Here is a 17767-nt window from a genome sequence, read left to right on the forward strand (position 1 = left end):
CGGCGGCGTCACGTTCGTGCCCGTATGGTCAGCGACCAGACGCTCCAGGCGAACCACCCGACGGGGATCTCGATCAGGTGGGCGAAGAACCAGAACAGCAGCACCGCCGCCGTGGCCGCCCCGGGCGCGACGCCGAAGCCGATCAGCGCCAGCGCGGTCGCCGACTCGCTGATCCCCGACCCGCCGGGCGTGATGACCGCGGTGGTCAGCACCCGGTTGATCGCGAAGGCCGCGACCGCCTCGGGAACGGCGACCTCGGCGCCGGTCACGCGCAGGCACCCGATGAAAAGAACGCACTGCAGCGCCATGTAGGCGACCATGCCGAGCGTGAGCCGGGGCCAGCGCGTACGAGTGATCTCGATGGTGGAGTGACGCAGGTCGAGCAGGAAGTCACGCAAGCACGGCTTGCGCCTGAGCGGCAGGAACCGGACCATCCGATCCAGGCCCCGCCCCAGCAGGTCGGCCACCGCCTCCCGGCGGAGGGCGACCGACATGGCGACGACCACGCCGATGAGCAACGCGCCGCCGACCCCGGCGGCCACCGCGAGCCGGCGGTCCGGCATGTATCCCGCGCCGAGCAGGCAGACGAGTCCCACGGCGGGGAGCAGGAAGCGGGACAGCAGGTTCCACACCCCCGTCACGACCGCGGAGGCCGCGACCGGCCGCCGTGCGAAGCCCCACCTGGTCATCATGGCGACGGTCATGGCCACGCCCACGGCCCCGCCGAACGGCAGCACGTTGCTGGCACCGCTGCCGACGCAGTTGACCAGCAGCGCCCGGCGCCTGCTCAACCCCGGCAGGGAATCGCTCACGACGTTCGAGTACGCCCACAGCCCGGCCAGCCACACCCCCGTGAGCACCGCCATCGCGCCCCAGCCGACCCGCACCAGGCGCTCGTCGAGCTGCCCCCAGGTGACTCCGGTGAGGTGAGGGAGGAACGAGATGAGCACGGCGGCCAGCGCCAGGGAGATCAGCGACATGACGACCCTGCTCGGGGACGCGCGACCCGTCGCCGCCTCTGCCTGCGCCGCAACAGTCTCCACGCCGGTTCGCCACCTCCACACTGTCCGCTTCATCCGTATTAGCGAGCCAAATGAAGAACAATCCCAAATACGCCTATTTGAGCAAAAGCCGCGTCAAACTTGCGGCAGCATCGATCCGCTCGCGGGCCCTCCGTACGGGGCCGGGCCTGGGAAATCGCGATCACTTGAGTCGGCGATCGTCACCGGCGGCCGGAACCCGGCCACGGTGCTTGATCGTTCAGGTGGGCGGCTGACACCTCATCGACCGTCGACAGGGAGAAACACGTGGTCTTCAAGCGGATGCTGGGCGCTCTCGGGGTGGGCGCCCCCTCGGTGGACACCGTACTGACCACCCCACGAGTCCGGCCGGGCGGCATGCTCACGGGAGAGGTGAGACTGACCGGCGGCGACTTCGACGCCGAGATCGAGGACATCGCTCTCGGCCTGGTGGCCGGAGTGGAGATCGAGCACGGCGACGGCGAGAGCGCGGGGCTCGGGGAGTTCTCCCGCGCCCGGGTGTCCGGTCCGTTCACCCTGCGCCAGGGCGAGAACCGGAGCCTCCCCTTCCAGATCCCGGTGCCGTGGGAGACCCCGATCAGCCAGATCGACGGGCAGCCCCTCACCGGAATGGCGCTCGGCGTACGCACCGAGGTGGCCATCGCGAAGGCCGTCGACAAGGGCGACCTCGACCCGATCGCCGTCGAGCCGCTCCCCTCGCAGTCGCGCGTCCTGGAGGCGTTCCTCCAGCTCGGCTTCGCCTTCAGGTCGGCCGACCTGGAGGCCGGCCACCTGTACGGCATACGCCAGGAACTGCCGTTCTACCAGGAGATCGAGTTCTATCCGCCCCCGCGGCACGCCGGGGTGGTGGGGGAGGTCGAGCTCACCTTCGTGGCCGGTCCCGCGGGTCTGGAGGTGATCCTGGAGGCCGACAAGCGGGCCGGCCGTTACTCCGGCGACGCCGTCGGCCGCTTCCACGTCGGCCACGAGGACGCGGCGCGCATGGACTGGCCCGCGGAGATCGACCGCTGGCTGACCGGGCTCACCGGGCACGGCGCCCCGTACGGTGACCACCACGGTGGCTACGAGCACGGATATGGCCACGGGGACCACGGCCACGGCTATGACCAGGGCCCTGGACACGGCTACGGACACGGCTATGGCCATGGCTATGAGCACGGCAATGCGCACGGCAATGCACACGGCTATGAGCACGGCGGCCACCACGAGCACCGCGGCGGACCCGGCTGGGGCGCGGTGGCCGCGGCCGGAGCCGCCGGGGTCGTCGGCGGCCTGGTGGCGGGCGAGATCATCGAGGAGATCTTCGAGGGCGACGAGGACGAGGGCGGGGACGGCGACTGGTAACCCCCGCCCGGCGCCTCTCCGCCTGCGACGGCGCCGCCGGGCACGTCTCGGATAAGAGGTGAGAATTCGATCGGGATCGGCCGCCGGCGGCGGTCTCCGGAGACGCAGGTGAACCCAAGGGGCCGGGCCGGCGCCCGCTGATCGGCGCGGCGGCGGCGCCCGCGACATTGCCTTCGCTTGGAGTGTCGCCGCCCACACGCGTGATCAGAGGGGTTGTAGCGTGACAGCGGTCACAGTCAGTGACATCACGCAAACAGGAGGTTACGCATGATCCGTCGACTGCTCCTGGCCGGCGCTGCCTGCGCCGCCGGGATCGTCGTCATGGCGCCGATCGCCGCCTCGGCGGAGACGGCAGCCCCGCAGCACGCGGCCGCGACCGCACAGGCCGGCGACTGGGGTCACGGCGGCTGGGGTCACGGCGGGTGGGGTTACCGCTCCGGCCGCCCCTGGCACGGTGGCTACTGGGGCAGCCCCCTCGGCTACTGGAGCCGTCCGCTGGGCTACTGGACCACGCCGGTGGTCACCACACCGGTGGTCACCGCACCGGTGGTCCTGGTGGACAGTCTTGCGGGCGACTGCGCGGCCGCCAACTACAACGCCACTCCCTGCGACGGCTGACCGAGGATCTCGTGAGAGATCCCGCCTGAGGATCGCACCCACCACCCTCGATCGAGCACGGACTCGGCGAGGGATTTAAAAACCCCAGGTTGTCAGCAGATTTTGCTGACAACCTGGGGCCAAAGCCGGCCGCAACCCACAGATCTTCGGATACCGTTCGTAGCCATTCCCTCTCCCTTAGTGATGGCATGACTTCCTTCGATCCGGAGCGCGTGATGAACGGCCACGACAGACCTCGCTCTCCCCGGCGCGCCGGGCGAGCCCCTTACGGCCCCGGCCGCGCGGCACGGCCCAAGCCCCCGCCGTACGCGCCGGCCCCCGGGCGGCACGACGACATCGACGGCGACCTTCATGGCCGATATGAGCCGGAACGCGAGCCCTCCCCCATTTCGAAGGCCGGACGGCATCGCTCCCTGCCACGCCCGACGCTGATCCGTGCAGCGATCCTGACCGGGGCCGCGGTGCTGACCGCGGTGAGCGTCTGGGCGAGCATCGACACCTCCGGTCCAACGCCGGGCTCGCCCCCGCCCGCCGGCACCGTGGCCACGCCGGTTCCCGGCATCACGGTCCAGCCCAGCATCGCTCCGCCGGAACCCGCGCGACCGCCGTCCGAGCACCGTTCCCGCTCGAAGCGGGGCGAGAAGGGCCTGCCGACGGGGGCCCGGCGGCACCACGGCCCCGCTCACCCGTCGAGGCGCACACGGCCTCCTGCCGCCCACCCCCGCCCGCATGAGTCCTGACTTCCTCCGTCTCCCCCTCCGCGCCTTCGGCCGGCCGGCGGGGCCGCACCATCGGTCGGCCCGCAGGGCCGCATCATCGGCCGTCCGCAGGGCCGCCCCCTCCCTCTGACGCCGCCCGCGACCTCCCCGCAGGGCCGGCCCCCTCTCCCGGACGCCGCCCGCGACCTCCCCGCCGGCGGCGCCACATCGTTCTGGCACGTTCCAGACGTTCCAGGGATCACGTCGTCCGCCGGACGAAGGCGCGGGTGACGGCGGTGCCGGTGTCACCCAGGGCGGCGGCCAGTTCCTCGGTGATGAGGGTCTTTTCGACAGCGACCGTTATCTCCTCTGCCGCGTACTCGGCCACGACGAGCTCGTGGCCGAGATCCCCACTTCTTCTGATGCGGACGCGCAGCGCCGGCATCGGGCGCGCGTCGTCGACGGGCTGAAGCAGCTTCAGCGTCGCCGTACCGATCTCGTCCATGGGGACGATCAGCTCGGGAGCGAACTGACTCTCGTCGACGAAGGCGATGATCCTGTTATCGCGAAGTGCGTGGTGGATTACCACCGGCAAGCTATGCAGCAAGTGGGCGCGACGGAATTCCACTGATGGTTGCGACGGTGATGACACGAATCATCCACCATATCCTTTCTGTGCAATCACGTCCCCGATCGTTTCGCTGCTCGATGCCAGGAAAGTTTGACGCATCAGCACCGGCTAAGGCGACCGTGCATCCGGAAAATCACCTTTCCTCCCTTTCCGGCTCGGCCGTGCTATTGATCACCTGCATGAGTTCGTCGGCGAGGCGTGCGCACTGTTCAGTTGTATAACCCGTCGGCACGCGGAAGATCAGGCGTTCTCCAGGGCCGGTCCGGACGTCGGCGATGTCCCATCCGATCCACTGACTGATAGCCAGCGCCTTGACGCTGTCCGGATCCATCTCGAGGCCGGCCGCGAGAGCCTCCAAACGCCACAGATCCGGCATTCGCGACACCCGGCCACTCAGCACGTCGGTGATCCACTGGGCGGTGAGGCTCTGACCTGTGCTCCCGCTGACAGACCTCAGTGCGAGCGTGCGGATGCTCATTCCCTTGTCCGCCACGTAGTCGCGGATGCAGTCGCTCAGGGGGGTGGGGGGCTGGGGTGTCACGCGCTGCGACGGCATTCGGTTGTCAGCTCCTCGACTCTTTCTGGCCGCGATCACCCCCATCATGCCCGCTAGATCCTGACGACAGGGAGCAAACCCCGACGAAGCCAGGGACCAGTTGTGTCAACAAGATGCGTCACCAAAAAGCCGGCCCGCACAAGATTTATTCTTGGAAACCTTCCGTTTTCACGTGCGGCCGCGCCCGGCCGGATTAGAGTGCGACCTGCAGTCGAGACGTCAGCAGAATCTGATGATGAAGTTTCCATCGGAGAGGTTCGCTATGGCGGGAAAGCCGCAGATGCACCTTCGGAGCGTGGCGCTCTTGCGCGCCTTGATGGTCGGTCACAGTCAGAGCGTGGCCGATTTCGCTCGCCGGGCAGCCCTTACCAGACAGTGCATCGACGGTCTGCTCAAGCGAGGCACATGCCGCCGCACCACGGCGGACGCCATCGCGGCAGCAGCGGGGGTGCGGACTCTCGACCTGTTCCGGCCCTCCGTGTCGTCAAAATTCGCTGACAGAAGCGAGGACTCGTGATCGCGTCACGTGTTTCCGATCCGGGGTCACTCCTGATCCCCGGCGGAGGCTCTCGCGGCGAGTCCGGGCCGGAACCGCCTCGACTGCGGTCCTGCGCATTCCGCTTCGCCGTCGCCACACCGCCGGCTTCCGGGATGCGCATTCGATCCGACAGCAGCACACCTCAGGAAAGGAATCGTCTCTTGACGATGAAGAAAGCCCTCCTCACGGGGGCACTCGCCACCGCTGCCCTGGTCACTCCCATGGTGGTGGCCGCCGAAGCCGCGAGCGCGGCGAGCACCGCGCAGCAGGCCTCCAGCAGCGTCTCCCGTCCGGCCGACACCGCCAGGCGCGGTCCGGATCCGCGCGCGGACATCCGCGTGCACCAGTTCGTCCTGAAGGGCAAGACGTACATCCTCCCCAGCTGCCAGTACGTCGTCAACGGCGGGGTCCTCGTCTCGCCGACCTGCGGGGCCGGGCTGACCCGGCCGGTGTACGTCGTGTCCGGCCGCACCTACGCCCTGCCGGGCACCTGGCGCGACCAGATCGTCACCGGCCTGCCCGGCCGCTGGTACGGCCTCCCCGGCTACCAGCTCGGCACCGGCGTCCACGAGTACGTCGTGGGCACCCAGACCTACGTGCTCCCCAGCTGCCAGTCCGTCGTCAACGGCGGGATCTACATCTCGCCGAGCTGCGGGGCGGGGCTGACCACGCCGGTCTACGTCGTCGACGGCCGCTACTACCCGCTGCCCGGCAGCTGGGGCTGCGACGCGTCCCTCGGCCTGCCCGGCCGGTGGTACGGCCTGCCCGGCCGCGGGTACTGGAACCCGGGCCACAACTGGGGCGGCAACCACTGGGGCGGCCACTGGGGCGGCGGCAGCTGGGGCGGCCACGGCGGTCCCGGCGGCGGCACCTGGGGCGGCCACGGCGGTGGCGGCGGCACCTGGGGCGGCCACGGCGGTCCCGGCGGTTCCGGTCCCGGCGGTCCCGGCGGCTCCGGCCACGGCACTCCGGGCGGCGGCACCTGGGGCGGCTCCGGTCACAACGGTCCGGGCGGCAGCTGGGGCGGCTCGGGTCACAACGGTCCGGGTGGCTCCGGCCACAGCGGTCCCGTCGGCTGGCGCAACCGCTAACCGGTCACTTCACGTCGTCGGCGCGGTGAACGGGGACGCGGCGCCGGCGACGACACCACCGGAATGCTCTCGGCGAGTGCGCGCCACCGCCGAGAAAGGCGAGGGACGTGGGGGTTACTAGTGGACGTCCCTCGTCCGATTCGCGGCGTAGGTGCCTTCCGGGTCACCGGATGATCGTTTCCATTCGCGCCCCGCTACCTGGGGCAGGGTCGCGGATGGAGACGCGCCGCGAGAGAGCGGCTGCGACCGGCATCGTCGCAGCCGCTCTCCTTGTTTCGTCTCACCTGTGGACCGTGCTCGCGTCCCGATTCCGTCACCCCGCGACAGGGCCGAGGCATGAGGGCCCGCGGCCGGGCTTCGCCCGGGACGGATGCCGGTGCGGTCTCCGACGAAGGGAAACCCCTCCGATGACTCTGGACTGGTGCATCGAGGTGGCGCTGCTGAGCCTGCTCACGGTCTCGGCCTGGCCACCGCACCGAACGGGCCTGATCTGGCGGCAGCCACGCCTGCTCAGCGACGTCGTCGAAGCCGAGTTCGACCAGCACACCCGCCTGTACGTCGTGACGCACGTCCGCGTCCGAGGATCGACCACCACGCCGCTCGTCGCGGATTGGCACCAGATCGCGACGTACGCCGCACAGTGCTCCGGCGAGATCGGCACCCTTTATGTGTGCGTGCTGCACGGCATGCAGAAGTGGTACTGGCAGTGGGGCCTGATGACCGACGCGCCGGCCGACGCGACCCGCGGCAGGCGGGGCGGGCGCCCGCTACGCGCGAAGCCGTACGGGTGCGGGCGGCGGCTCGACACGGTGCTGGAGGAGTTGACGGAGCGGCGCGCACCTGCGGTCTGCCGATTCCGCCGGCGCCCCCGGACCATCGGGTGGTGAGGGCCCGCGGGGAAGCCGGGCCTCAGGGGCGGCGCCCCCGATTTGCGGACGAGCAGGTCCGGCAGTGATCTACCAGAGGACGGCAGGGTCGCCGAGCAGCCGCGGGGGCCTCGATGACCCACCGGCCGGACCGCTGGAGAACCGGCGCCGCCCCGCCCGGGTGGGCGTCGGCACGGAATGCTCACCGGCGCCGCCACCGGGTGAAGGCGCAAGCATTGGCTCACGCGCCGAGGCGGCGCGGCGACCGCGCATGGGCTCACGCGCCGACGCGGCGCGGCGATCGCGCATGGGCTCACGCGCCGAGGCGGCGCGGCGACCGCGCATAGGCTCAGGCACCGAGCAGCGCGGCGACCGCGCCGGTCGTCGCCGGATGCCGGGCGAGCAGGGCTCGCACCTCGCCGTCGTCCTGCCCGGCGCTCCCCCACTCCGCCGCGCAGCCGAGCAGCGCGGCCATGGCGTCGCACGCCTGCGGATGCCGGGTCAGCAGCGCGGACACCGGACCGCTCGGCGCGGGCGCCGCCCGGGTCCTGCGTACCGGCCCGGCCGGCCGTTCCCAGGGCGGGGTCCAGGCGTCCAGCTCGGGCAGCGCGCCGGGGAAGGTCCGCCCGGCCTCACGGACGAGCACGGGGACCAGCTCCGGCGCGTGCCGGCGCAACGTGGAGATCAGCTTCGGCAGCCACGGCAGCAGGACGGGGTCGGGCAGCCGCGCGAAGGCCTTCGAGAGCGCCTCGACCACGAACGGCGCGAGGCCGGGAACGGGTTCGAGCGCCTGGACGAACCCGCTCACATAGAGCGGATAGGCCGGGACGACGAGCGGGTTGGCCAGCAGCTCGTCGCAGCGGGCGCGCAGCTCCTCCCTGGTGAGCAGGCCAAGCTGCGTCTGCGCCGCCCACAGCAGCGCGACCTTGGCCGGAGCCCGCGGGTGCGCCTGCCGTACGGCCAGTTCGAGCTGGGCCCGGTCGCAGCCCAGCGACAGCGCGAGGCTCTCCAGCGTGAACAGGAAGCCGAGCATCGCGCCGACCTGGCGCACGCCCGTGTCGTCGTCGGCGAAGGCGGTGGGCAGCAGCGTGCAGTAATGGGCGTATCCGGCCGTGACGAAGTCCTCGCACCAGGCGGGCAGCTCCGGTTCGCTCGCCTGGTAGTAGGTCAGCAGCCGCCTGATCCGGCGCAGGACCTCGGGTGCGTCGTCCACCGTGCGCTCGGCGGCCAGCAGCTCGACGGCGCGGGCGCCGAGCTCGCCGGCGAGGCGGCGGCCACCCAGATAGAGGATGGCGTCCTCGACGGCCGCGAGCGCGGCCCCCGCCGTGGCCTGGGGGTCCCAGGCTGTGCGGCGCAGCCGCTGCTCCAGCACCTGTTCGACCGTGACGCCCTCGTAGCCCAGCTCGATGATCTCCCGCTGGTGCCGGCCGAGCGCCACGTCCCAGCTCTCCTGGATCGGCCGCTCGCCGAGGCGGCGCGCGCCCATGATCGGCCGGACCGCGCCGTCCGGCAGCAGGCAACGCAACGTCCACAGCAGATCGGAGCACGGCTCCAGCTCGGGATCCGCCTTGAGGTCGAGCAGCACCCGCTGCTGGGTGCGCCTGGTCAGGTCGAGTCCGAGAGGCTCAAGCCGGTCGTACACGTCGCGGACCAGCGGGGGCAGCGCGTCGTAGCCGACCATTCCGATCTTGTCGCCGCCCAGGAGGATCTCGCACAGGCGGCGGACGTCCCGGCGGCCCGGCACGGAGTCCTTCTCGATGCAGGTGACGGCCGCGTCGGCGAAGTCGTACGGCGTGGGCCTGGCCCGCCCGCGCAACCCCGCCAGCAGGATCGACGTCTCGAACACGGCGATGGCGTCGGCCGTGCTGGCCAGATAGCCGTTGCGGCGGGCCAGCCGCACGATGTCGACGCACCAGCCGCGCAGTTCGTTCTCGTCCAGGCCGTCGAGCGCGGGCGGGCCGGCGAGGAACCCCGACAGCCGGTCGGCCGCCGGCTCGGCAGCGGGCGGCGTGGCCGTGGCGGTCCCTGGTTTGGCGGCTTTGGTGGTTCTGGCGGCCCGCTTGCCTGATCCGTCCTGCTGTCCTGCCAGCCGGTGGGGCGTGAGGCCCCCGCGCTTGACCGCCTTGGCCCAGGTGGCGGCGGCGATGGACACCGAGCCCTGCGCCAGGCCGAACTGCGCCTCGATCGCGGAGTGGCTGGAGGGGATCAGCCCGTAGAGCCAGCCCGTGCCCGTGCGCGGCCCGATCTCGTACGGCGGCGCCTCGGACCGCAGGCCGAACTCGGCGATGGTGCTGACGGCGTGGAAGGCCCCGCATACGTACATGCAGTCGGCGGGGTCGGCGCCCGACGCGGCGAGGTGCTCGCGGATCCGCGTCCACATGTAGCGCTCGCGTTCCTCGTCGACGGCCAGGCGGCCGTCCGCGTCGGGGCGCAGCCGCCGGAACAGGCTGCCGACGAGCGCCATCGCCTGGCGATAGGTGCCGTAGTCGGCCCCGGTCAGCGGCTGCTCGACGTACTGGTCCCACCACTCCGACCAGTGCCGCACCTTCCCGTGGTGCAGCAGGTGCTTTTCCAGCTCGGCGAAGCGCGGCCGCAGGTCGCCGATCTCGACGCCCACGGCGTCACCGTGCAACGCCGCCTCGTCGCCGTGCCCGTCTTCGGCGGATCCCGCCTCCTGCGGAGCGGAGCCGGTTTCCCGCGGAGCGCCGGTTTCCTGCGGGGCCGAGCCGGCCGGACCGTCCGTCTCCCGGGGCAGCCATTGGAAGACGTGATCCACCGAGCGGTCGACCAGCACGATCTCGACGCCGGGGGTGTCGAGCGCGTAGGCGATGGCCTGATACTCCGCCGACGCCTCGGTGACCGGCGCGATCACGCTGAGCGGCCCCGAACCGGGCGGGAACCCGTCGAGCCGGGTGGCGAACGCCTGCAGCGCCACCGGCAGCCGGCAGTTGCGCAGCTCGTCCAGGAGCGGACGCAGGTCCTCGCACAGCTCCAGGTAGACGACCTTGGGCCGCTTGTCGCGCAGCCGCCGGGTCATGGCCAGGGCGGAGGCCGGAGAGTGGTGGCAGACCGGGAAGATCTCCAGCTCCTCGCGCAGCATGCGGTCGACGTCGTCGACCATGCCGGACAGGATGCCTGCCAGGGTCTGGGAAGGCGCCGCGTCCCCGTCACCGGAGAAGGCCGCCGCGGCGTCGAGAAGCTGCTCCCGCAGGGCGTCGAAGGTGCTCATGACAGCGTCGAGATCGCCTGGCGGCCACCGTCGAGGAACCGCGTCCACTCGCCGCCGTCGTGCTTGCTGCGGGGTTCGACCACACCGTGCCAGTACTTGTTCAGGATGGCGAGGTCCTCCGGGGCACGCCTGGCCAGCGAGCCCACCAGAGCGCCGGCCAGCGTCTCGGCGCGCAGCGTGCGGTCGCCGAAGAACTGGCTGTGCAGGATGGCGTCCTCCAGCACGCCGATCTGCTCGGCGGTGGACAGGGCCGACTCCAGCTTCTCGTCCTCGCTGGTGGCCGACGCCGCCGCGGCGCGCAGGTCGGCGAAGCTCTGCAGCAGGATGTCCAGGAGCGCGGGCGGCACGTCCAGCTCGATGCGGTGACGGCGCAGCAGCTCCGTGGTGCGGAAGCGGACGATCTCCGCCTCGCTGGCCTTGCTCGTCACCACCGGGATGCGGACGAAGTTGAACCGCCGCTTCAGCGCGGAGGACAGGTCGTTCACGCCCCGGTCCCGGCTGTTGGCCGTGGCGATGATCGAGAACCCGGGCCTGGCGAACACGGTGTTGTCGTTGTCCAGCTCGGGAATCGAGACGTACTTCTCCGACAGGATCGAGATCAGGGCGTCCTGCACGTCGCTGGTGGAGCGGGTCAGTTCCTCGAACCGGCCGATCATGCCCTGCTCCATGGCCGTCATGATCGGCGAGGGGATCATCGACTCGCGGGACTGACCCTTGGCGATCACCATCGAGACGTTCCACGAATACTTGATGTGGTCCTCGGTGGTGCCCGCCGTTCCCTGCACGACCAGGGTGGAGTCGCGGCAGATGGCGGCGGACAGCAACTCGGCCAGCCAGCTCTTGCCGGTGCCCGGGTCGCCGATCAGCAGCAGGCCGCGGTCGGAGGCGAGCGTCACGATGCTGCGCTCGACGAAGCTCCGGTCGCCGAACCACTTCTGCGGGATCTCGCGGTCCAGGCCGTCGGACCGCTCGCTGCCGAGCACGAACAGCCGGACCATCCGGGGGCTGAGCCGCCAGGAGAACGGCTTGGGGCCGTCGTCGATCGACTCCAGCCAGTCGAGCTCCTCGGCGTACTTCACCTCGGCGGGCGCGCGGAGCATCTCGTTGGTCATGTGGGGGTCTCCTAGGCGAGGAAGTTCTTGAGTTCGAACACGAGCTTGCGGATGTGGCCCGAGATCACCGGAGTGCCCAGGTCCTTGAGCTTCTGCCGGAACCACGGGTTCACGCTCTGGTGACCCGAGCTGTTCACCGAGCCGACCGGGATGAACTTGACCCCGGAGCGGTGCACCGACTGGATGGCGTCGAAAAGCGGCTGCGACCGGTCGAACTCGTAGAAGTCCGAGATCCACACCATCACCGTGTTGCGCGGGTCGGCGATCTTCGGCTGGGCCATGGCCATCGCGACGGGGCCGTCGTTGCCGCCGCCCAGGTTCGTGCGCAGCAGCACCTCGAACGGGTCGTGCACCCACGGCGTGAGGTCGAGCGCCCTCGTGTCGTACGCGATCAGGTGGACGTCCACCTTGGGCAGTCCGGCGAAGATCGACGCGAGGATCGTGCAGTTGACCATGGAGTCGACCATCGACCCCGACTGGTCCACCACGACGATCAACCGGGCCGGGGTGGTCCGGCGGGCGGTGTGCCGGTAGTAGAGCCGGTCGACGTAGAGCCGCTGGTCCTCCGGGTTCCAGTTGGTGAGGTTCTTCCAGATCGTCCGTTCGACGTCCAGGTTGCGGAACACCCGTTTGGGCGGCACCGACCGGTCGATCGTGCCCACGCCGGCCTTCTCGACCTGTGTGCGCAGCACCTCGGCGACCTCGTCGACATACCGGCGGATCAGCGCCTTGGCGTTGGCCAGCGCCACCCCCGACAGGTTGGCCTTGTCGCGCAGCAACTGCTCGACCAGCGACATGCTGGGCGTGAGCTGCCGTGCCAGGGCCGGGTCGGCCAGGACCTCACGCAGCCGCATGCGGCTGACCAGCCCGGCCTCGATGTCGGCCAGCACCTTGGCCAGGTCGCCGCCGAGTCCGGCGTCGATCCCACGGCCGGTCCCGCCGCCGGGGCTCTGCCCGAACCCGGCCGCCGGTCCGGCATCAGACCCGGCATCCGGCCCCGTTCCGGCCGCCGCGCCGGACGCGCCGCCGGGCTCTCCGGCACCCGTGCCCATTCCCGCGCCCGTTCCCGGTCCGGGCGCCGGCCCCGCGCACAGGGCCCGCTTGAGCCAGGCGGCGTCCTGCTGCCAGGTCGCGAGCTGGGTGGCGCTGACGTCACCCGCACCGGTGGCGAAGACGTTGAGCAGCAGCTTCGAGACCAGTGCCGCCCGGCGCACCTCGCCGCCCGGCACGTGCTCGCCCGACGTGAGCAGGGTCTCGAACTCGGCGGCCAGTTCCGGGAAGCGCTGCACCAGCGAGTCGACGGAAACGGCCGGGTCGAGCAGCCCGGCGGGCAGGCCCAGGTCACCGGCGACCGCGACGCTCGCGGTCTCCAGCGCGGGCTGCTCCTCGTGGTCGAACAGCCGGGCGAGCAGCCGCCAGTAGAGCACCTGACGCCGGTTGCGGTCGGCGTTCGTGGAGATGTCGTCGCTCATCGTCGCAGCAACCGTCCGGCTCGTTCCCGCAGCACGGCCTCCGCATCGGCGGCCCTGGCCTCGGCCTTGGCCGCCTTGGGGTCGGTGGGGCCGAGCGCCCAGTCGCCGGTGGCGACCACCACCGCCTCGCGCTTGACCGTCGCCTGCACGGCGAGCGGCTGCAGCGTCCATCGGCCGCCGTCCCACCGGACGAGTCCCACGCACGCCGTCGATGCCGCCACCAGCTTGGGCGTGAGCGGACCGCAGCCGGGCAGCCGTTCCGCGTCCACGGCGAGCATGGCGCCCCCCAGGTCGAAGGAGCCGTCCTTGGTGACCTTGTAGCCCTCCACGAGCACGGGTTCGGCGATCCGCACCGGAGCACGGTCGAGAGGCGGCACCGCCGGGGCGAGCGCGCCGGGCAGGCACAGCCGGGCGGTCGCCAACGGGTCCGCGGGCTTGCTCACGAACGCGCGGTCGTCATGCCACACGAGGTCACCGCTGTCGAGCAGGGGCATGTCCGCGATCTCGATGCTGCGGCGGTCGGCCAGCGCGGCCAGCAGCACCTTGTGGCGCTGCGGCAGCTTCCACAGCGCCGTCCCGACGATGGTGTCGACCTTCGCGGCCGTGACCGAGGTGCGCGCCAGCAAGGGTGTGCCGCCGTCCGCGGGTTCCAGGACGGCGTGCACCTGGAACTGGACGGCGGTGCCGTGCTCGTGCACGTCGACGCCGAGCACCAGCAGCCGTCCGGACACCATGGCGGCGGGCCGGGGCTCGCCGGTCAGCACGCCGTCCTGCGCCAGCAGCAGGGCGCGGGTCCACAGGTCGGCCCAGCGCCGCACCGGCAGGTGCTCCGCGGAGCCGATCGGGCAGGAGGCCCGCAGTTCGGCGGCGAAGCCGTCGAGCAGCACCGCGAGCCTGCGCAGATCCGGCACGGCGAGCAGGGCCTCGATGACCTGGTCCGCCGCGGACACGAGGTCGTGATCGACGCCGCGCCAGCCGGTGATGGCCAGCTCGCGCAGCCAGGAGCGGACGCCGCCGAGCACGTTCCCGACCGGCTGAGCGGCCGGGTGAGCAGCTGACTGGGCGGCTGACTGGGCGGCTGACTGAGCGGCGGAGCCGCCCGCCGTCTCCGGGTCGCCGGGCGCCGGCGGCCACTCCGCCCGCTCCCGGCCGAGGGCCGTGTCCAGGCTGTCGAGCAGGGCGTCGTGCACGGCGCCGGACAAGGCGACCCGGCCGCCCGCCAGGGCCGTCAGATGCTCCTGCGTGATCGAACCGGACACGACCGCGCCGGCGGCCTCCGCCAGCCGGTCGCCGAGAGGCGTGGCGGCGAACGCCGCGGCCAGCGCGGCCACCGCGTCGGCACGATCGTCGGCGAGCCGGGCCAGGCCGTGCACCAGGGCGTCGTCGAAGCCGTCGAGCAGCGCGAGCGCCTCCTCTGCCCCCTGACCGGCGTTTCCCGAGTCGCCGCCGAGCAGGGCGGTCAGCTGTACGGCGAGCATCAGCCCACCGTCCCCGTGGCCGGGAACCAGTGCAGCTCCGGGATCGGCAGGGTCGTGTCGGGCACCTCAAGGTAGGCCAGGTGGCGCAGGAACCGGCTGAACACGACCGCGGCGGGGGCGGGCTCGTGGACGCCGCCCAGGCAGCCGGCCAGATCCGCGCCCTCGGGGACCTCGACCCGCAGGTAACGGGACACCCGATCGACGCCGTACTGGACGACGGCCTCGGCGACCAGGGCCCGCAGGTGTTTGCACGGCGAGCCGTACAGGCCGCCGCAGGGGCGGTTGTTGTTGGTGCTGCAGTTGTAGTTGTGGGTGCCGGCGGCGATGGAGGAGACATAGACCCGGCCGATGTCCGAGCCGCTCGACACCACGCCCTGCAGCCGGCCGTCCGCCAGCTCCACGAAGGGGACCTTCGCCAGCTTGCGCGGCTGGACCGGCGGCACCACCCGCAGCCTGCTGTGTCGTGTCCACACGGCCGCGCCGTTGGGGGAACGGTCTGTCATGATCCGGAACGTAGCCGAGCCGTACGACAAAACAGCCCGGAGCCATCCGCCCGGAGCGGCCGGCCCGTGGACACGTCGCTCACCGCCGCCGTACGCAGGGACGATGCCGCTTGGGCATTCGTCTTGACATGAGTGGACACTTCCAGAAAGATCCACCTGTCGATTACTGTCCGGCTCGCGATGCCGAGAGGTCGCCTTGCGGTTGCCCCGTGTGAAAACCCAGCACCGCCCCCACCGGTACGGCAACGACCGGATCCGGATAGGCGGGACCGCCCAGGAGATCAGCGACCCTCACGGCCACGCCTGGGCGGCCCTGAACGCGATGGACGGCACCAGGACTCCGGAGGAGATCGCCGCCCGCCTGCGCCGGGCGTTTCCCCGGCTCACCGAGGCCGAGGCGACCGGTGTCATCGATCACCTGCTCACCTCCGGATATGTGGAGGACGCCACCGGCCCGCGGCCCGAGGAGCTCACCCCGCGGGAGCTGGAACGCTACTCGCGCAACGCGGCGTTCTTCCGTGGCAGCGGCCTCGCGCCGCGCGAGCACGGCTGGGAGGCCCAGGTCCGCCTCAAACGCTCGCGCGTGCTCGTCCTCGGGCTGGGCGGGACCGGCAGCCACACGGCCTGGGCGCTCGCCGCGTGCGGCGTCGGCGCGATCCACTGTGTGGACCGCGATCTGGTCGAGCTGTCCAATCTGACGCGGCAGGCCCTCTATCGGGAGGCCGACATCGGCAGCCCCAAGGTGGACGTGGCCGTCGCCCGGCTGGCCGAGGTCAACTCCTCCGTCCGCGTGACCGGGGAGGCCCGCGCGGTCGAGTGCGAGGAGGACATGCTCGACCTCGTACGCGGGTTCGACGCGGTGGCGATGTGCGCCGACGAACCGGCCGGCCGGGGCGGCATCCGCATCTGGGTCAACCGGGCCTGCCTGTCGGAGAAGATCCCGTGGGCGCTCGGCGGTTACAACGGCCCGCTGGTGAGCGTGGCGGCGTTCACTCCCGGGGGCCCGTGCTACGAGTGCCTGACCGCGAGCGTCGACGCCCCGCTCGCGCCGGGGATCCCCCTCGACCTCGGCGGGCCGGACGTCATCGCGCCCTCCGCCGGAGTCTCCGGCCACCTGACCGCCCAGGCGGTCATCGCGTTCCTGACGGGGATTCCCGCGACCTCGGGCAGCTACGTCACCGGCGTCAACCTCGTCGCGCCGGACCAGCACGTCTACACGCGCCATCCGGCGGCGCCGGACTGCCCGGCCTGCGCGCCGGACGTGCTCCGCGCCGGACCCCTCGGCAGCATGGCCGGGTGACAGACACGGCGCCGGGCGAGCCGTGCCGGTCAGGCGGCCCCGCCAGGCGCCCCCGGTCAGGCGCCCTCGCCCGTCAGGCGAGCCGTGCGTCAGGCGAGGCCGATCAGGCGAGTTGTGCCGGTCAGGCGAGCGGGAGGCCGGCCCCGCGCTCCGACTCCGGGCGCGGGCCGCGGATGCGCCGCTCGCCCTCCTCGATCGGCACGTCGTTGATGCTCGCCTCCCTGCGGCTCATCAGGCCGTCGGCGGTGAACTCCCACAACTCGTTGCCGTAGCTGCGCCACCACCGGCCCTCGGCGTCGCGCCACTCGTACTGGAACCGTACGGCGATGCGGTCGCCGCCGAAGGTCCACAGGTCCTTGCGCAGGGCGTAGTCGCGCTCGCGCTCCCACTTGCGGCGCAGGAAGGCGACGATCTCCGCACGTCCGGTCACGAACTCCGACCGGTTGCGCCACACCGAGTCCTCCGTGTACGCGAGCGCGACGCGTTCGGGATCTCTGGTGTTCCAGGCGTCCTCGGCGGCCTGCACCTTCTGCCTGGCGGTCTCCTCGGTGAACGGCGGAAGCGGGGGACGTGTGCTCATCGTGCTCTCCTTTCCGAGCGAGAGAACGCTCGTTCTCTATACGTATCGTAGAGAACGAGCGTTTTCGTACGCGAGGAGGGGCCGGTGGACACACAAGGCGCGGACACCGCGCGGCGCGGGCGGATCGACGGCGACGAGGCGCGCCGCCGCATCCTCGACGCCGCCGAGCGGCTGTTCTACGCCCGGGGCGTCCAGGCCGTGGGCATGGACCAGATCCGCGACGCGGCCGGGGTCTCGCTCAAGCGGCTCTACCAGTGCTACCCCTCGAAGGACGTGCTGGTAGAGGCCTACCTGGAGCATCGCGACCGGCGGTGGAACCAGGCCCTGGCCGAGCACGTCGGCCGCGCCGCCGCCCCTCGCGAGCGGGTGACGGCCGTCTTCGGCTTCCTCGCCGAGTGGTTCGAAACGGCGGACTTCCGCGGCTGCTCGTTCATCAACGCCTTCGGCGAGCTCGGCCCGACGTCACCGCCCGTCGCCGCGGCGGCGCGGGCGCACAAGCGCAGACTGCGGGAACGGCTCGGCACGCTCGTGACGGAGGCGGGCGCCGCCGACCCGGACGTGCTCGCCGACCAGCTCCTGCTGCTGGTGGAGGGGGCGATCGTCGCCGCCGCGATGGGCACGGCCACCGGCCCCGCCGAGCGGGCCCGGTCCGCCGCGCTGGCCCTGCTGTCGGCGGCCTGCCCGCCTGCCCCGCCCGGCCGGTGAGCGCCG

General features: G+C 71.7%; 15 protein-coding genes. 6 read left to right on the forward strand and 9 right to left on the reverse strand.

Annotated features, from left to right (window positions below):
- Window positions 1-8: 8 nt before the first annotated feature.
- Window positions 9-1043, reverse strand: a complete 1035-nt coding sequence (locus BXA11_RS18345) for a lysylphosphatidylglycerol synthase transmembrane domain-containing protein (protein WP_239104868.1) — start codon at window positions 1041-1043, stop codon at window positions 9-11.
- Between the two features lie 264 nt (window positions 1044-1307).
- On the opposite strand from BXA11_RS18345, the gene BXA11_RS18350 reads away from it, so the two are divergent.
- Together BXA11_RS18350 and BXA11_RS18355 are read left to right on the forward strand one after the other, a co-directional pair.
- Entirely contained in the window at window positions 1308-2384 is a 1077-nt protein-coding gene (locus BXA11_RS18350) for a sporulation protein (protein WP_076436086.1), read from the forward strand.
- Between the two features lie 267 nt (window positions 2385-2651).
- Entirely contained in the window at window positions 2652-3002 is a 351-nt protein-coding gene (locus BXA11_RS18355; protein WP_076436088.1) for a hypothetical protein, read from the forward strand.
- A 957-nt stretch (window positions 3003-3959) separates the two neighbouring features.
- Here the strand turns inward: BXA11_RS18355 and BXA11_RS18365 are convergent.
- Both BXA11_RS18365 and BXA11_RS18370 read right to left on the reverse strand, forming a co-directional pair.
- Complete coding sequence (locus tag BXA11_RS18365; RefSeq protein ID WP_076436093.1) at window positions 3960-4328, reverse strand: hypothetical protein; 369 nt, start codon at window positions 4326-4328, stop codon at window positions 3960-3962.
- A 136-nt stretch (window positions 4329-4464) separates the two neighbouring features.
- Window positions 4465-4887, reverse strand: a complete 423-nt coding sequence (locus BXA11_RS18370; protein WP_030507783.1) for a hypothetical protein — start codon at window positions 4885-4887, stop codon at window positions 4465-4467.
- 705 nt (window positions 4888-5592) lie between these two features.
- Here BXA11_RS18370 and BXA11_RS42210 point away from each other — a divergent pair.
- Together BXA11_RS42210 and BXA11_RS18385 are read left to right on the forward strand one after the other, a co-directional pair.
- Complete coding sequence (locus tag BXA11_RS42210; protein ID WP_143734382.1) at window positions 5593-6516, forward strand: hypothetical protein; 924 nt, start codon at window positions 5593-5595, stop codon at window positions 6514-6516.
- Window positions 6517-6923: 407 nt separating this feature from the next.
- A complete protein-coding gene (locus tag BXA11_RS18385; protein WP_076436097.1) occupies window positions 6924-7403 on the forward strand; it encodes a hypothetical protein in 480 nt (159 codons plus the stop codon).
- Between the two features lie 328 nt (window positions 7404-7731).
- Here BXA11_RS18385 and BXA11_RS18390 read toward each other — a convergent pair whose 3' ends face one another.
- Genes BXA11_RS18390 through BXA11_RS18410 form a run of 5 tightly spaced genes read right to left on the reverse strand, consistent with a single transcriptional unit; the run spans window position 7732 to window position 15176 of the window.
- Window positions 7732-10611, reverse strand: coding sequence for a DUF5682 family protein (locus tag BXA11_RS18390; protein WP_076436099.1), 2880 nt, complete (start codon window positions 10609-10611; stop codon window positions 7732-7734).
- Complete coding sequence (locus tag BXA11_RS18395) at window positions 10608-11723, reverse strand: ATP-binding protein (RefSeq protein WP_076436100.1); 1116 nt, start codon at window positions 11721-11723, stop codon at window positions 10608-10610. Before BXA11_RS18395 ends, BXA11_RS18390 begins: the two co-directional genes overlap by 4 nt.
- Before the next feature lie 11 nt (window positions 11724-11734).
- Window positions 11735-13195, reverse strand: coding sequence for a VWA domain-containing protein (locus BXA11_RS18400; RefSeq protein ID WP_076436102.1), 1461 nt, complete (start codon window positions 13193-13195; stop codon window positions 11735-11737).
- A complete protein-coding gene (locus BXA11_RS18405; protein ID WP_076436103.1) occupies window positions 13192-14673 on the reverse strand; it encodes a hypothetical protein in 1482 nt (493 codons plus the stop codon). The genes BXA11_RS18400 and BXA11_RS18405 overlap by 4 nt, the downstream gene beginning before the upstream one ends.
- Window positions 14673-15176 carry a hypothetical protein gene (locus tag BXA11_RS18410; RefSeq protein WP_051761668.1) on the reverse strand — a complete coding sequence of 168 codons (504 nt, stop codon included), beginning with the start codon at window positions 15174-15176 and terminating at the stop codon, window positions 14673-14675. The genes BXA11_RS18405 and BXA11_RS18410 overlap by 1 nt, the downstream gene beginning before the upstream one ends.
- Before the next feature lie 211 nt (window positions 15177-15387).
- On the opposite strand from BXA11_RS18410, the gene BXA11_RS18415 reads away from it, so the two are divergent.
- On the forward strand, window positions 15388-16476 hold the full coding sequence (locus BXA11_RS18415) for a HesA/MoeB/ThiF family protein (RefSeq protein ID WP_076436105.1): 1089 nt from the start codon (window positions 15388-15390) through the stop codon (window positions 16474-16476).
- Window positions 16477-16597: 121 nt separating this feature from the next.
- Here BXA11_RS18415 and BXA11_RS18420 read toward each other — a convergent pair whose 3' ends face one another.
- Window positions 16598-17056 (reverse strand): nuclear transport factor 2 family protein, encoded by a 459-nt coding sequence (locus tag BXA11_RS18420; protein ID WP_076436107.1) that lies wholly within the window; start codon window positions 17054-17056, stop codon window positions 16598-16600.
- A gap of 84 nt (window positions 17057-17140) precedes the next feature.
- Between BXA11_RS18420 and BXA11_RS18425 the strand changes: the two genes are divergently transcribed.
- Window positions 17141-17761 carry a TetR/AcrR family transcriptional regulator gene (locus BXA11_RS18425; RefSeq protein WP_239104869.1) on the forward strand — a complete coding sequence of 207 codons (621 nt, stop codon included), beginning with the start codon at window positions 17141-17143 and terminating at the stop codon, window positions 17759-17761.
- The last annotated feature ends 6 nt before the right edge of the window (window positions 17762-17767 follow it).

It is taken from the genome of Microbispora rosea, from assembly GCF_900156315.1.
Lineage (GTDB): Bacteria > Actinomycetota > Actinomycetes > Streptosporangiales > Streptosporangiaceae > Microbispora > Microbispora rosea.

Excerpts from the sequence above, each read along its gene's own strand:
- BXA11_RS18355 (WP_076436088.1), top strand. The coding sequence starts at position 2,652 with ATGATCCGTCGACTGCTCCTGGCCGGCGCTGCCTGCGCCGCCGGGATC.
- BXA11_RS18370 (WP_030507783.1), bottom strand. The coding sequence starts at position 4,887 with ATGCCGTCGCAGCGCGTGACACCCCAGCCCCCCACCCCCCTGAGCGAC.
- BXA11_RS42210 (WP_143734382.1), top strand. The coding sequence starts at position 5,593 with ATGAAGAAAGCCCTCCTCACGGGGGCACTCGCCACCGCTGCCCTGGTC.
- BXA11_RS18385 (WP_076436097.1), top strand. The coding sequence starts at position 6,924 with ATGACTCTGGACTGGTGCATCGAGGTGGCGCTGCTGAGCCTGCTCACG.
- BXA11_RS18390 (WP_076436099.1), bottom strand. The coding sequence starts at position 10,611 with ATGAGCACCTTCGACGCCCTGCGGGAGCAGCTTCTCGACGCCGCGGCG.
- BXA11_RS18395 (WP_076436100.1), bottom strand. The coding sequence starts at position 11,723 with ATGACCAACGAGATGCTCCGCGCGCCCGCCGAGGTGAAGTACGCCGAG.
- BXA11_RS18400 (WP_076436102.1), bottom strand. The coding sequence starts at position 13,195 with ATGAGCGACGACATCTCCACGAACGCCGACCGCAACCGGCGTCAGGTG.
- BXA11_RS18405 (WP_076436103.1), bottom strand. The coding sequence starts at position 14,673 with ATGCTCGCCGTACAGCTGACCGCCCTGCTCGGCGGCGACTCGGGAAAC.
- BXA11_RS18410 (WP_051761668.1), bottom strand. The coding sequence starts at position 15,176 with ATGACAGACCGTTCCCCCAACGGCGCGGCCGTGTGGACACGACACAGC.
- BXA11_RS18420 (WP_076436107.1), bottom strand. The coding sequence starts at position 17,056 with ATGAGCACACGTCCCCCGCTTCCGCCGTTCACCGAGGAGACCGCCAGG.